The organism is Limnobaculum allomyrinae (assembly GCF_016649425.1).
Lineage (GTDB): Bacteria > Pseudomonadota > Gammaproteobacteria > Enterobacterales > Enterobacteriaceae > Limnobaculum > Limnobaculum allomyrinae.
The window spans coordinates 1-14,793 of record NZ_JADRCR010000016.1; the positions used below are offsets into that span (position 1 = coordinate 1).

13 protein-coding genes and 1 rRNA gene are annotated in these 14,793 nt (G+C 47.1%); 4 read left to right on the forward strand and 10 right to left on the reverse strand.

The annotated features are described in order from the left end of the window. Positions 1-76 (forward strand): 5S ribosomal RNA (rrf, locus tag I2494_RS20795); the annotation flags it as partial. A 509-nt stretch (positions 77-585) separates the two neighbouring features. Here the strand turns inward: rrf and I2494_RS19220 are convergent. Then, positions 586-1,305 carry an NUDIX hydrolase gene (locus I2494_RS19220; protein ID WP_218468671.1) on the reverse strand — a complete coding sequence of 240 codons (720 nt, stop codon included), beginning with the start codon at positions 1,303-1,305 and terminating at the stop codon, positions 586-588. A 200-nt stretch (positions 1,306-1,505) separates the two neighbouring features. Between I2494_RS19220 and I2494_RS19225 the strand changes: the two genes are divergently transcribed. The 3 genes from I2494_RS19225 to I2494_RS19235 all read left to right on the forward strand — a co-directional run bounded on the left by I2494_RS19225 (position 1,506) and on the right by I2494_RS19235 (position 5,401). Beyond that, the gene (locus I2494_RS19225) at positions 1,506-2,519 is read left to right on the forward strand and encodes an SPFH domain-containing protein (RefSeq protein WP_218468642.1); all 1,014 of its coding nucleotides are present in this window, start codon (positions 1,506-1,508) and stop codon (positions 2,517-2,519) included. Then, positions 2,519-3,439, forward strand: a complete 921-nt coding sequence (locus I2494_RS19230) for an NAD(+)/NADH kinase (RefSeq protein WP_218468672.1) — start codon at positions 2,519-2,521, stop codon at positions 3,437-3,439. The genes I2494_RS19225 and I2494_RS19230 overlap by 1 nt, the downstream gene beginning before the upstream one ends. Positions 3,440-3,760: 321 nt before the next feature. Further along, entirely contained in the window at positions 3,761-5,401 is a 1,641-nt protein-coding gene (locus I2494_RS19235) for a sigma 54-interacting transcriptional regulator (protein WP_218468643.1), read from the forward strand. Positions 5,402-5,467: 66 nt separating this feature from the next. Here I2494_RS19235 and fdhF read toward each other — a convergent pair whose 3' ends face one another. From fdhF to hyfE, 9 genes are all read right to left on the reverse strand, one after another. Next, complete coding sequence (gene fdhF / locus I2494_RS19240) at positions 5,468-7,612, reverse strand: formate dehydrogenase subunit alpha (RefSeq protein WP_218468644.1); 2,145 nt, start codon at positions 7,610-7,612, stop codon at positions 5,468-5,470. Positions 7,613-7,651: 39 nt separating this feature from the next. After that, positions 7,652-8,191 (reverse strand): 4Fe-4S dicluster domain-containing protein, encoded by a 540-nt coding sequence (locus tag I2494_RS19245; RefSeq protein WP_218468645.1) that lies wholly within the window; start codon positions 8,189-8,191, stop codon positions 7,652-7,654. Between the two features lie 403 nt (positions 8,192-8,594). Further along, on the reverse strand, positions 8,595-9,068 hold the full coding sequence (gene hycI / locus I2494_RS19250) for a hydrogenase maturation peptidase HycI (protein WP_218468646.1): 474 nt from the start codon (positions 9,066-9,068) through the stop codon (positions 8,595-8,597). Continuing rightward, complete coding sequence (locus I2494_RS19255; RefSeq protein ID WP_218468647.1) at positions 9,068-9,478, reverse strand: formate hydrogenlyase maturation HycH family protein; 411 nt, start codon at positions 9,476-9,478, stop codon at positions 9,068-9,070. The genes hycI and I2494_RS19255 overlap by 1 nt, the downstream gene beginning before the upstream one ends. A 4-nt stretch (positions 9,479-9,482) precedes the next feature. Then, on the reverse strand, positions 9,483-10,265 hold the full coding sequence (locus I2494_RS19260; protein WP_218468648.1) for an NADH-quinone oxidoreductase subunit B family protein: 783 nt from the start codon (positions 10,263-10,265) through the stop codon (positions 9,483-9,485). Further along, complete coding sequence (gene hyfH / locus I2494_RS19265; protein WP_218468649.1) at positions 10,262-10,816, reverse strand: hydrogenase 4 subunit H; 555 nt, start codon at positions 10,814-10,816, stop codon at positions 10,262-10,264. The genes I2494_RS19260 and hyfH overlap by 4 nt, the downstream gene beginning before the upstream one ends. Before the next feature lie 16 nt (positions 10,817-10,832). After that, positions 10,833-12,545, reverse strand: coding sequence for a hydrogenase large subunit (locus I2494_RS19270; RefSeq protein ID WP_218468650.1), 1,713 nt, complete (start codon positions 12,543-12,545; stop codon positions 10,833-10,835). 23 nt (positions 12,546-12,568) lie between these two features. Continuing rightward, a complete protein-coding gene (locus I2494_RS19275) occupies positions 12,569-14,134 on the reverse strand; it encodes a hydrogenase 4 subunit F (protein WP_218468651.1) in 1,566 nt (521 codons plus the stop codon). Between the two features lie 5 nt (positions 14,135-14,139). Continuing rightward, positions 14,140-14,790, reverse strand: coding sequence for a hydrogenase 4 membrane subunit (gene hyfE, locus I2494_RS19280; RefSeq protein ID WP_218468652.1), 651 nt, complete (start codon positions 14,788-14,790; stop codon positions 14,140-14,142). Positions 14,791-14,793 lie beyond the last annotated feature (3 nt).

Genomic DNA, 14,793 nt, shown 5'->3' on the forward strand with positions numbered 1-14,793 from the left:
CGAACTCAGAAGTGAAACGCCGTAGCGCCGATGGTAGTGTGGGGCTTCCCCATGCGAGAGTAGGGAACTGCCAGGCTTTAATTAAGAGAAACCCTCAGCGAAAGCTGGGGGTTTTTTGCTTTGTACGGATGGTGAAACAGTTAGAGACCGGCTCTACCGGCCGGGCACTTTAATGATATCAGCACATATCGGTTACGGCCGGAATATCCACTCCAGCCAATTTGTCAGGTTTGAATCAGGAAAAACCATCTCTGCTGAAAGATTGAGGGGGTTTTGCTTTATGCAGACTGCGAAATAGTCAGAGATTAGCTCTCCGGCCGTGCACTTTAATGATATCAGCACATACCGGTTACGGCCGGAATATCCACTCCAGCCAATTTGTCAGGTTTGAATCAGGAAAAACCACCTCCGCTGAAAGAGTGCGGTTTTTTGCTTTATGCAGATAGTGAAACAGTCAGAGATTAGCGCTACCGGCCGGGCACGTTAGTGATATCAGCACATACCGGTTACGGCCGGAATATCCGCTCAAACCTATTTGTCAGGTTTACCAGCGGCTGAAACCATAAGTTCAGATAATCATACCAATCACTCACCTAAGTTACGCGAAAAGTTCTGAATATCGACATTATCCTTTTTACGATAGATCTTGGCCTGCCGCGATCCCGTCGCTGCAAACTTACCAGTTTCTTCAAAAATACCTGAAGCATCAAAGCGTCTTACCAGACTTTTACGCTGAATCGGCTTGTCGAGAATAGTTTCAATAACCGTTTGTAGCTCTGATAATGTGAATTCATCTGGCAGGCAGTAAACCGGTAACATTGAGTAGAGCGTTTTCTGTTCCAGACGGTGGATGGCTTTTTTAATAATATGCCGGTGATCAAAGGCGATCTCTTTTATTGACGGGATCTGTTTTACTGACCACCACTTTGCATCCAATACATCATTAATCTGAGTTTGACAGTTTTGATAAGCAATAAGCGCAAAATAGGCTGTTGTCAGACTCCATCCTCTTGGATCGCGTTCTGCTCCGGAGAATGTCTCAAGTTGCTCCAGATAAGCGGGAGTCACCCCGGTTTTCTCCACGATTTTGCGCATTGCAGTTTGATAGATGCTGTCATCACGCAACATATCAATAAATCCACCGGGTAATCCCCAATACCCTTGCTGAGGGTGATTAGCGCGTTTTACTAACAGTACGCACAGTGCTCCATCTTTTAAGGTAAACAGCACGCTATCAACCGTGACAATGGGTGAAGGAAATTGGGATGCGTCGTAATGTCTGAGAAATTCTTGTTCTGATTGCATGGTTTCTGTCATTTAAATGTCTTTAAGACAAAATTATCAGACTCTATGTGTTTCAACAAGCAGTAACTCGAATGTAAGAATAATTACTTATATTACATAGTGATATATATTAATTGTTATTTTAGGAACATAATTGCTTGACTGTTAATGTCTCTGAGACAATTATATTAATGTCACTAAGACATTAATTGGAGGCATTTATGTTTGGATTAAATTTTATTAAAGCTGACTCATCAACTCACCTGATTCAATTTCAAAAAGGTCAGGTTGTCAGACAGGGGGTAGGGATGAGCTTTTACTATTCATCTTTTACTTCAACACTGGCGGCAGTACCGGTTTCCAGTAAAGAGCTGCCATTCGTTTTCCTATTACAAACCTCAGATTTTCAGCAGGTTACCATTCAGGGACAGGTGACGTATTGTATTACCACACCTGAACAGGCAGCTAAAATGCTGAATTTCACCATTAAGAGCAGCGGACGTTACATTTCTGACGATCCTCAAAAGTTGGATGACAGGGTACAGCGCAGCGTACAGGTAGCGGTTCGCGACAGATTACAACGGCAGCCTTTGAGAGAGGCACTGGTATTTGCTCCGGAACTGATTCAATACCTGAAAACTCAGTTAGCTTCATCTGAAGTGTTAGAGGCTTTGGGGGTTAGTGTTCTGGATGTGGCGATTACGGCAATTTCTCCTTCTCCGGAAACGGCCAAAGCACTGGAGGCGGAGGTACGTGAGCAGCTATTGAAAGAGTCCGACGATGCAATTTATATCCGTCGTTTGTCCAGCATTGAACAAGAGAAGGCGGTAAAAGAGAAAGAGCTGGCTACCGAGGTGGCAATTCAACGTAAGAAACAAGAAATTGAGGAAGCGAAGATTGAAGCTCAGAGGATGGTATTACAGAAAAAATATGTGCTGAATGAGGAAAAGATTAAGGCTGAAATTGCTGAAGAGCAACAGCGTCAATCACTGGTTCAACTGACTTCAGAAAATGAGCGAGCACTGGCCGACGTTGCTGCCTACGGCATTGAAAAGCGCATGAAAGTGTACGAATCCGTTGGTCCGGAAATTCTCAAGGCTCTGGCAATGAGTAATATGCGCCCTGAGCAGCTAATAGCTCAGGCATTTGAGAATCTGACTCAGGGTGAAAATAAAGTTGGTAATCTGAATATTAGTCCGGAACTGCTTAATTCATTGATTCGTCAGGAGGCATGATGATTACTGACCGTAAACTCATATTAGTAACCCGGCCTACTCGCTTACAGGAACTTATCCAGCGCTATGGCACCAAAGGGCAGGCCGAGTTTTACCTTAAACATTTGGGAGAGTCATTTGACTACTATCAAGAGGAGCATCGCCTGTTTATGCAGGCGCATGACTCAGTGGTCGAAAAGCTCAGAGCAACAGGCCGGTTGCAAGTGTTGGACCGGCATTTTTTGCCCACTTATCAGTTTTCTGATGACGATATTGTGGTGGTGTTGGGGCAGGATGGGCTGGTTGCTAATACTCTGAAGTATTTGTCTGGCCAGCCAGTGATTGCGATTAATCCCATGCCAACGACTTATGATGGCATATTGCTACCTTTTAAAGTCAGCGACTTAACCGGAGTGTTGAAATCCCTTTTATTAAACCGTTCAACAATTAAATCAATCAAAATGGCGCAAGCCACGACGAATCGTGGCCAATCACTATTGGCGGTTAACGACCTGTTTATTGGCCCTGCCAGCCATAGTTCAGCTCGCTATGAAATTATCTCTGGTAACCAGCGCGAGCGGCAAAGCAGCAGTGGGGTGATTATCAGTACTGGCCTGGGTTCTACCGGATGGTTTAAAAGTATTTTGGCTGGCGCTGCAGCTATTGCCGGAGTAGAGATTTCATCTAAATTGAATCAGGGATTTGCCTGGGATAGCGACTTTCTCTATTTTTCTGTCAGAGAACCTTTCCCCAGTAAAACAACCGGAACAAATTTAGTTTTTGGTAAAGTGGATAGTGTTCATCCATTAAGTCTTCAGTCAAATATGGCAGATAATGGCGTTATTTTTTCAGATGGAATTGAGAATGACCGTATTGATTTTACTGCGGGCACATTGGTTAATGTTGGTATTAGCAAAAGCGTTGGTCAACTGGTGGTATAATAAAATATCGGCAATAAATTATATTATAAATTATAACCATATCAGATAATTAAATACATAATGTGCATGCATATCGCATAAACTATCAGAGCTGATTACCGCTATTACAGCCTAAATTTGATCCACGTTCATTTTTAGTAATCTAGTTGGCAAAAGTCATACAAACAATAAGGTTAATGGCGTAAACTATTAGCTATTACAGTAAGTTCAGAACGCGTCCCTGATACTCAATGCAGAAGATAGCGAATTCACTGATATCGCACCTGCACCAATATAGTCTGCCTGAGTAATTCATTTTCTGGCTTTAATGGCGATAGGACTATGGCATTGTTACATATAGAGCAATCAACCGGTCTTGATGAGGAAGATGCACTCCGACAGGAGTTGGAGAACTTTCGCATTTTGGTTGATGTCACCAATACTGTGATTGCCAAAAGAGATCTCAATGAGCTCTCTTGTGAACTCTCTGACGAGATACATCACTTCTTTAATATCAGCTATATTAGCCTTGACCTGCCAGATAATACTAATCAACGTTTGAGCCGTTATACCACCTACTTTAAATCCAACCAAAAAGTACAACGCACTCAGGAAAATCTTTCGTTAAATAGCCCAACGTTATCACGGGTATTTAATGAACCACAGGCTCGTCTGATATATGGCTGTAAATTTAACCGGCACAATAACAATGACGAATATATTGGTTCAATGCTTAAAACTACACTGCCGGTTTTTTGTCTCTTACCGTTGATATTTAATGAAAAAGTTCTGGGTGTTCTGTGTTTAGGTAGTATTGATGACAGTGTCTTTTCCAGTAAAAATATCCATCTGCTCCAGCATATTGCCGCGAGAATCTCGATAGCTATTGATAATGCTCTGGCATATGAAGAGATCTCTCGCCTGAAAGACAATCTGCTGTATGAGAACCAGTATCTTACTGAAGAGATTAAAAATTTTGAGAATTTTGATGAAATAATTGGCCAAAGTGAGGCTATGTCATCGGTGCTTGAGCAGGTTGCTATGGTGGCCGAAAGCGATTGCACAGTTCTGATACTGGGGGAAACCGGTACCGGAAAAGAGCTGATAGCCAGAGCTATCCATAAAATGAGCCAGCGTAGCGCCCGCACTATGATTAAAGTTAACTGCGCGGCGATACCTTCTGGTTTGCTGGAGAGCGATCTGTTTGGTCATGAAAAAGGAGCATTTACCGGGGCAACGGCTCAACGTATTGGCCGTTTTGAACAGGCTAATCGGAGTTCGCTGTTTCTTGATGAGGTGGGGGATATCCCACTGGAGTTACAGTCCAAACTGTTGCGGGTTATTCAGGAACGGGAAATAGAACGTCTGGGAAGTAACAAGATTATTCCCGTTGATGTCAGACTGATTGCCGCCACTAACTGTAACTTGCATCAGATGGTCATTGATAAGCAGTACCGCAGCGATCTCTACTACCGCCTGAATGTATTTCCTATTGTGATTCCACCGCTGCGCGATCGTCCGGAAGATATTCCTCTGCTGGTTAAATTCTTTACCAAAAAGATCGCTCGTCGTATGAACCGGCATATCGAAAGCGTGCCAACAGAAACCATCAATTTGCTCAAAAAATTACCCTGGCCGGGGAATGTGCGGGAGCTGGAAAACGTCATTGAAAGGGCGGTGATCCTGACCAAAGGCACCATGCTGAATCTTCAACCGCATGAATTACAACACCATCTTTCACCTATGGATAGTCACCCTCAGCCGGTAAAAGTCATGGCTAAGCTGATGAAGACCAAGCCAGTAAAACTGGCTGATGATGATGAAACAGAACGTCAGGAAATTATCCGGGTACTAAAAGAAACCAACGGCATCGTCGCCGGCCCAAGAGGAGCCGCAGAAAAGCTGGGGCTAAAGCGAACCACCTTGTTGTCCCGCATGCAGCGTCTGGGAATTTCAGTAAAAGATATTCAGGATGATAATTGAATCGAGATGGTTAGAAATAAAGAAAAAGGGCTGAAAAATCAGCCCTTTTCTATATAACACTTCCTGCTAGACTTCAGCGGCCTGACGTAACCGACTTTTCAACGCGGTGTACTCTTTCTGCACATAGCTTTCAGCCCAATTTTGATCGGGAATCGCTTCAAGCTTAACCGCACAGTGCTTGAATTCTGGCGTTCTGGATATAGGATCCAGCTCATCCAGCGTCAGCTTGTTACAGGCACCGATCCACCACTGGTAGGTCATATAAACCGCACCTTTATTGGTACGATCGCTAACGGCAGCACGGCTAATGACTTTACCCCGACGGGAAGAGATCCAAACCAACTGCTGATCGCGAATACCCAATTCTGCAGCATCCTGCGTGTTGATTTGAACATAACCAGGCTCATCCGCCAGCGTTTGCAGTGCGGCACAGTTACCGGTCATTGAACGACAGGAGTAGTGACCCACTTCCCGTACCGTTGCCAATGCCAACGGATACTCTTCATCAGTGAGCTCCATCGGTGGCCGCCAGTCAGTAGCATACAGTTCACCTTTTCCATTAGGACGGTTAAATTTACTGCCGGCAAACAGATATTGGGTTCCCGGATGGTCTAATGTTGGGCATGGCCATTGTACATAGCCTAAGCCTTCCATCTTCTCGTAAGTGGCACCATAGTAAATTGGGCACAGTTCTCGCAGCTCGTCCCAAATCTCTTTAGTGTTGTTGTACTTCATCGGGTAACCAAGAGCGGTAGACATCCGGCAGATAATTTCCCAGTCGGTTTTTACATCACCTTTAGGTTCAACGGCTTTGTAGAAGCGCTGGAATCCCCGGTCTGCACTGGTATAAACCCCTTCATGCTCACCCCATGAGGTAGCCGGGAAGATAACGTCAGCCATGGCTGCCGTCTGGGTCATAAAGATATCCTGCACGATAACCAGCTCGAGGGCTTCAAAGCCCTGACGTACTACCGACAGATCCGGTTCAGTCTGCATTGGGTCTTCACCCATCACATAGAACGCTTTTACCTTACCGGAAATTGCGTTATGTGGTAGTTCGCTGAGAGGATAGCCTTTTTTCTCCGGAATCGACTCAACACCCCAGGCTTTAGCAAATTTCTCGCGGGCAACGGGATCGTTGACATACTGATAACCCGGCAGGGTATCAATCAGTGCCCCCATATCGCAGGCACCTTGAACGTTGTTTTGACCACGTACTGGTGCAACACCCACATTAGGGCGACCGATATTACCCGTGAGCAATGCCAGACTGGTTAAACAGCGGACGGTATCAACCCCTTGACCCCACTGGGTTACACCCATGCCCCACAGAATGGTTGCTGATGGGGCAGCAGCATACATGCGGATAGTTTCACGGATCTGCTTCGCGGATAATCCGGTAATGCTTTCAACATACTCAGGAGTATATTTCTCAACGTTCTTACAGTATTCCTCAAACCCTTCGGTATGATTTTCAACAAACTCTTTGTTGTACAGATTCTCGCTGATTAACACATTAGCAAAGGCATTCAGCAACGCGACGTTACTGCCATTTTTCAACGGTAGGTACATATCGGCGATGCGTGCCGTTTCAATATAACGTGGATCGCAAACAATTACTTTGGCACCCTTTGCCTTGGCCTTTAAAATACGGCGGGCAACGATAGGGTGAGAATCTGCGGCGTTATAACCGAAGATAAACAGACATTGAGTGTCTTCCATTTCAACGATGGAGTTACTCATCGCGCCATTACCCACTGAGCGGTGCAGACCTGCAACCGAAGGGCCATGTCAAACGCGTGCGCAGCAATCCACGTTGTTGGTGCCAATAGCAGCACGGGCAAACTTCTGCATGATGTAGTTCACTTCGTTGCCGGGGCCACGAGATGAACCAGAAGTCATAACAGCATCCGGGCCGTGCTCTTCAATGATCTTTTTCATGCGGGAACTGGCAAACTCGATTGCCTCGTCCCAGGATACGGCTTCAAGCTCACCGCCGCGCTGACGACGAATCATCGGCTTGGTCAGGCGGGGAGTCAGAATTTTGGTATCATTCAGGAAATCCCAACCATAGTAGCCTTTTAAACAAAGCTCACCCTGGTTGGTCACACCGTTGGCTCCTTCGGCTCCAACGACTTTCCCGCCATCAACCAACAGGTTGATTTTGCAGCCCGATGCACAATACGGGCAGACGGTAATAACTTTTTTCATGCTCGTTTAACTCCTCAAGCCAGTCGATATACCTGATGACTAAAAATGAATTTCTATGGCTTCATCCAGCGCAGCCCGTTCCTGTTTCTGCCGCATCATGGCATCAAGAGATTCGGATGTGACCAGACGTAATGCATTTGTTGGGCAAACTCTGACGCAGGTAGGGCTTTCAGCAATTCCTTCACAGAGGTCGCACTTCAGCGCTTCAGTTTTTTGCCGTTGACTGGTGACGACACCCGGCACAGTAACGCTTTTTGTCACGATACTCATGGCACCGTAAGGGCAGGCGATAGCGCAGGTTTTACAACCAATACATTTTTCCTGAATAACCTGAATACTGTCGTTACGTCTGACAATAGCACCGTTAGGGCATACTTCTGCACAGGGGGCGTCTTCACAATGACGACAAAGAATGGCGGTACTGACGGTTTGTCCTCTGACAACCTTGATACGAGGAGCAAAGCTTTTAACCGACATATTAGCCACATCGTTATCAGTGCTATGAACCACCGCGCAGGCAACTTCACAGGTGCGACATCCAATACAGTTTTTCGGATCGGCGATAACGAACCGGTTCATAAATGTATCTCCATTACTCGCTTCCGACGGCAACCCGCCAGTAGTAAATCGTGTTTAAACGTTGGTATTCCCTGCGTTAAGTATGCTCACCATTAACTAAGCAGGGTTTATGCCAGTTTTTATTATTTTATAATTTGTTGAATTTTAATAACTAATACAACAAAGCGAATTTGTGCCGAGTGCCATAAGGCCATTATATCGACAGATGTTTCGGCAAATATGTCGATAAACCGGGCGTGATAGCTATTTGCAGAGTGAATAATTCCCTGGCAAAAACAGCTTGCCCCAAGCAGTGATACACCAGATAAACAATGGCAATCTTGATGTGCCGCAATATTCAGTATGATTCAGCAAACTTGTCTATTTGATGGTTATCAATTTGTGAATATGCCTGAATGTATATTTAGAGCGATATGAACTGTTGCTCGTATTGCCCGGTGATCAAACTGCGATATATCTCTTTTACTGCTACCTTAACCTCATCCGTCATTGGGAAGGCGAATGAAACGATAGCGGGTTGAATACCAATAAAAATGACGCTTGGAATATCCTCTTTCAGTTGGTCAATCAGAAAGCTCAACGGTAAGTTATGAGTACTCATGATGAACATTTCCGCGATCATGTCCGCATCAATAATGCGGATCTCTCCGGCATCCAGCTCCATATCGGCTGCATCCACGATTACCAAGGTGTCGGGCTTGAGTTCCCGAATCTGATGGGCAGAGTTCTCTGGTGCAGATCCGCCATCTATCGCCAGCCAGCCGGAAATTGGCACTTCGTTCATCATGTCATAAAGCAGTGGCCCTGCACCGTCATCCCCCATCATGTTATTGCCGACGGTAAGCACCACATTATTACCGGGGATTTGCAGTGACATTAATTTCGTCTCCTGACCATAAGATAGATAGCGGGTTCACGTTCGATGTCGTGCAACGCCTTCATCAGCGTATCTGTCCACAGGCGTTGCTCTTCTGTTAGATGCTTAGTCACTACCGACCAGGCTTTTGCCAGAAGTTGGGTATGAGTACAATCAATGGTGATTTCACCGAATTTGATTAACCCTTCCATTTTACGCCGAGCCTCACCGCCCTCGGGTAATTGAGCTATCCAGTGGCGGTATTCCTCTGTTGGGCACTCCATCAGGGTTTTCAGACAATCAATCACACCAACGTGATGACCAATGGTCAGTGAATAATACATAACTTGCTGAGCCTGTTCGGGCATATCCTCATCGCTATCAAGGAATTTTTGATTGAGAGAGTAAAACACCACTTTATCTTCATTCATGACGCTATTTCCCATTGATTAACGGCGTACAGATGTTTTGCAAATTAGTGACGATCTCGGTTAAACGAGGGTCATCATGCTGTTTAAGATAATGGTGGATGCGCTCATCAACGTGCTGAGGGCTATCCTGAGTGAGTAACTGCATAAAGGTTTGGGCAATGTCACCACCCTGACGATAACCCGCCATACGACGGGCTTCTCGCTCCAGCTCGACTCTTAACTCCGGCGGTAGAGAAGGGAAGCGCAGTAGTGATTGCTCACCAGCGGTTTCAATGTGGTCAGGCAGTTTGAGTTTTTGATCCAACAGCCCCAGAGCCATGGCAAAACCATAGATAGTGGCGGCAGGAGTTGGAGGGCAGCCGGGAATATAGACATCAATGGGCACAATCTGATCGCTGCCTCCCCACACACAATAGAGATCGTGGAAGATACCGCCGCCGCATCCGCAGGCACCGTAAGAGATACAAATTTTCGGGTCGGGGGCTGACTCATAGGCTCGGATAGCTGGCGTTCTCATGGCTCTGGTAACCGCACCGGTAAATAACAGAATGTCAGCATGGCGTGGTGAAGAGACCACTTTAATGCCAAACCGCTCGGTGTCGAACACCGGGGTGATAGTGCCAAAGATCTCAATTTCGCAGCCGTTACAGCCACCGCAGTCCACGCGGTAAACATAAGCGGAGCGCTGAATATCTTTCAGTAACGCTTTTTTCAGTTTAGCTACTTGCTCATCAACGGTGATTGGCGTTGAGATACCGTTAACCGCGTCCGGAACATTGATATTCATTTCGCCGCCTCCTGATTGAGATGTTGCCCCAGAGTAACGCCCGGCGCGCTGATGGAATTATGTTTTCGTTTACAGTCCGGACAGGTTTCAAACTGCGGGCGCATGGTCTGCGCTTCTTCAGCAGAAAGCCCCGACTGAATCAACAGAGAGATGGCGTAATCGATAGATTTACGCGGAGCAAATGGTCGATGGCATACCTGACAATCCGTCAATTGGAAGACCGCTTCCTGAAATAGATCCTGTTTATTGAAAACTGCCAGTTCAAAATCTTCCGACAGGCGAATCGCCTTGGTAGGGCAGACTTCTTCACAGCGTCCGCAAAAGATGCAGCGGCCAAGGAATAGTAACCACTTACGTTCACCGGTAGTGGTATCTGTGCTCATGGTTAAAGCATTTGCCGGACAGGCCATGGTACAGGCTGCGCAGGCGATACATTGCTCTGCGTGATATTCCGGTTTGCCGCGAAAGTCAGGGCAAACTTCGTAGGGCTTGAACGGATATTTAACCGTGGTATCGCCGACGTTAAGTATGGTTTTTAATAACTTAAACATACTGGATTATCCTCCGTTATTTCAGCGGCGAGTTCTTGCGCTCAATGCCATACCGTTCAATTTCTTTATAGGCAACGGTTTGAGCTTTGCGCTTGCGCACATCAACCACGGTGACCCGATCGGTACAGGAGTAGCAGGGATCAAGACTGCCAATAATCAACGGCGCGTCAGAGACGGTATTTCCCCGCAGCATATAACGCAGCGGCGGCCAGTTAGCATAGGTTGCGGCACGGCAGCGCCAGCGGTAAAGCTTTTGGTTATCACCCTGCATGCTCCAGTGAATATCCTCACCGCGAGGTGCTTCGGTAATACCCAGAGCAAAGTTATGTGGCTGATAACTAAAGCCCTCTACTAACAGTGGGCCCGCAGGCAGGTTATCCAGTGCGTATTCAATGATGCCAATAGATTCAAAAAACTCCTGAATGCGGATCATGACCCGTGAATTAACGTCACAGCCTTCCATCACGTGCATATCAAAAGGAATGGAAGCGTAGGCAGTAAAAGGATGAACTTTACGCACGTCCCGATGATAGCCGCTGGCACGAACCACCGGGCCAACCGGGCTGTAATCACGGGCAACTTTACGATCCAGCACACCAACGCCGCTGGTGCGTTGGTGCATATTTGGTGTTTCCAACAAAATTTCTACCAGGCGCGTCACTTCGGTGCGCATCTCCTGTAGCATTTTAATCGTCTGGATACGCTGCTCTTTCAGAATATCCCGCCGGACACCGCCAATCAGATTAAGGCCGTAAGTTTTACGGGCACCGGTCAGCATTTCTGCCATCTTCATGGCTTTTTCACGTACGCGGAAAAATTGCATAAAGCCCGTGTCGAAGCCAACAAAGTGACAGGAGAGGCCAATATTCAGCAGATGGCTGTGTAGCCGTTCCACCTCCAGTAAGATGGTACGGATCATTTGGGCACGTTCTGGTACCCGAATCCCCAGCGCATTTTCTACCGAGTTGGCATAGGCGACGCTATGGGTAAAGCCGCAGATTCCGCATACCCGGTCAGCGAGAAATGTGACTTCATCGTAGCCCATTCGGGTTTCTGCCAGTTTTTCCATGCCGCGGTGAACGTAGAACAGGCGATAATCCGCATCCACAATATCTTCACCATCAACAAACAGGCGAAAATGGCCCGGCTCATCGGAGGTAATATGTAACGGGCCAATTGGTACTACCCGGCTTTCTCCAGCTTCGTTAACAAACTGGTAGGTTTCAGTTTTGGTGGTTGGATCCGGACGTTCCCGGTAGTCCATTGCATCTTTGCGTAGCGGATAGATATCGTCCGGCCAGTCATCGGGCAGAACTAAGCGACGTTCGTCAGGTAGCCCTACAGGACGAAGGCCGTACATATCGCGAACTTCCCGCTCTCCCCATACACAGGCAGGAACTCGGGGAGTTACTGAAGGAAACTCTAATGTGCGTTCGTCCACCAGTACTTTAACCGTGACAAAACTTTTTACTGTGGCTTCCATAGAAAGCACGTAGTACACCGCATAGTGTCCGTTAAGCGGGCGTTCATCATTACCAAACAGTACCGATATCCAACCGCCTTGCACGTAATACAGCCATTCCACTACTTCCGGCAGCATATTGATTTTTATCGTTACGGTAACCTGATTTTCCGTTTGCCAGCTTTCATCGATGATTGCTGAAGGAAATTTCTGTCTTAAACCTTCGACATAGCCATGACCGACTTTGGTTTCATTGGATATATTCACTTTTCTTCTCCTGTCGATCCTTGCTATTGACCGTGCGTGACGGCAGATTGAACGCTTTGCCACGGTAATGTCAGGTAATCACTTAACGGTGCACCACCATTATCCAACACGATGCTGGTGGCGTTGTGCAGCAACTGTAAAACCGGTTGAGGAATATGCAGACTCATGACCAGCATTAACACCATGAGTACCGCAATCGGTAAGGTGGTCAGGCTACCAAGCTCACCTTTTGCTACTGCCTCAGGGCTTGGGCCTAAAACGGTACCTGCCACCATTCTTACCAGTCCGGCGAGAACAATGGTTAACAACAGCAGGGTGATGATAATCACAGCGATTTTTCCACTCTGAATACCGGCAGTGACCAGCATAAATTCGCTGATAAATACGTTAAACGGCGGCATCCCGCCGAGAGCCAGCGCACCTCCGGCAAACAGAATTGCAGTGACCGGCGCCACTTTCATGATGCCTTTGATCGCGTCCATATCCCGGGTACCGTACTTCAACAGGACGTTACCGGAGCAGCAGAACAGCAGCGTTTTTGCCAGACTGTGGTTAATGGTATGCAGCAGCGCAGCGAGAATACCCAATGGGCCACCGATACCCATGGCGAGAGCGATCAGCCCCATGTTTTCCACGCTGGAATAGGCCAGCAGACGTTTCATATCGCGCTGGACGATAATAAACAGGGCGGCAACGGCGACAGACAGCAGGCCGAATACCAGCATCAGAGTTTGTGGGAAGGCAGGGCCAATGGCTTTGCTAACGATAATGTAATAACGAATAACAATCAGCATGGCGCAGTTAAGCAGTACGGCAGACAGCATGGCGCTGGTTGGGCTGGGCGCTTCACTGTGGGCATCCGGTAACCAGGCGTGCATAGGGAATAAGCCAGACTTAGTACCAAAACCAATCAACACGAAGGCAAATGCCAGATGCATCAGGGTTGGATCCAGTAACTCGGCATTATCGTGCAGTACCGTCCAGAAAATGGCGCTACCCGGATCGGTTAATACGCTGGCCGCATTGGCATAAACCAGCACGGTTCCGTACAGGCCAAAAGCTACGCCGACGGTACAAATGATGATGTATTTCCAGGCTGCTTCTAATGAAGATCGCTGACCGTATAACCCCACTAAGAATGCGGAGCTCAGGGTAGTTGCTTCAATGGCTACCCACATCATAATGATATTATTCGCGGTTACTGCCACCAGCATGGTGAATAGAAACAGATGGAAGAAGCCATAATAGTTACACAGTGTTGGTACCGTGACTTCACCATGATCCACTTCGTGCCCCATATAACCCATGGAGTACAATCCGGTAAGCAGGCCGATAATACCGATAATGGCGATAAACAGGGCACCTAAACTGTCGATATAGATCCACTGATGGATGGCCAACAGTGTGCCACTGGTTATCACGCCGCTGACTACCATCAGGGATAACAGACAAGTCAGGATAATTCCCGCCAGATGGAGCAGGGTGGTTGCCTGGCGGGATGCCCCCCCTAATCCACGAGATGCAAAGCAGAGCAGCGAGATAATCAGCGGAACCAGTAATAATGCATAAATCCATTCAATATTAGTCATCTCGGTTACCCCTTCAACGCAGTAAGTTGACGTACGTCCAGGGTTTTCAGCGTGCGGTATATCTTACGCGCCATCACGGACATAATGATTACGGCAAAAATCGCATCGGTAGCTACGCCAATTTCCACCAGTTCCGGCGCTTTATACGCCATCAGAGCCAGCGTCAGGTGAGCGCCGTTCTCCATCAGGCAGTAGCCAAAAATCTGTTTGAGGATATTGCGCTGGCTAACAATGCATAGCAGACCAAGAAAGAAGTGGCTGAGGGAGACGCTCAGCGCCGGTTTCAGATCCTCAACCATTGGTAGTTTCACTGAATCCACCACCAGATAACTCAATACAATGATGATGGCGGCAATCAGTATCAGTAGCCCCATGCCAATTACCGGGGTATCGGCGTTAGCGTCCTGAAGTTTCCCCAGCGCCTTATACATGATGTAGGGAACCAGCAGAACTTTGGTGACAAAGGCGGTTCCCGACCAGAGGAACAGCTCTTCGGCGTTCATGGTATAAGCCAGGGCGATAAAAATAAGTACCAGTATCAGCGACTGCAGAGCATAGAACAGAGCAGAGTTTTTCGGCTGCCTGGCGCCGATGACAAGCAGTGAGCTGATGATTAGCAGCCCCGCCAGATTGTTTACAATAAGCGTTCCGGTCATTAT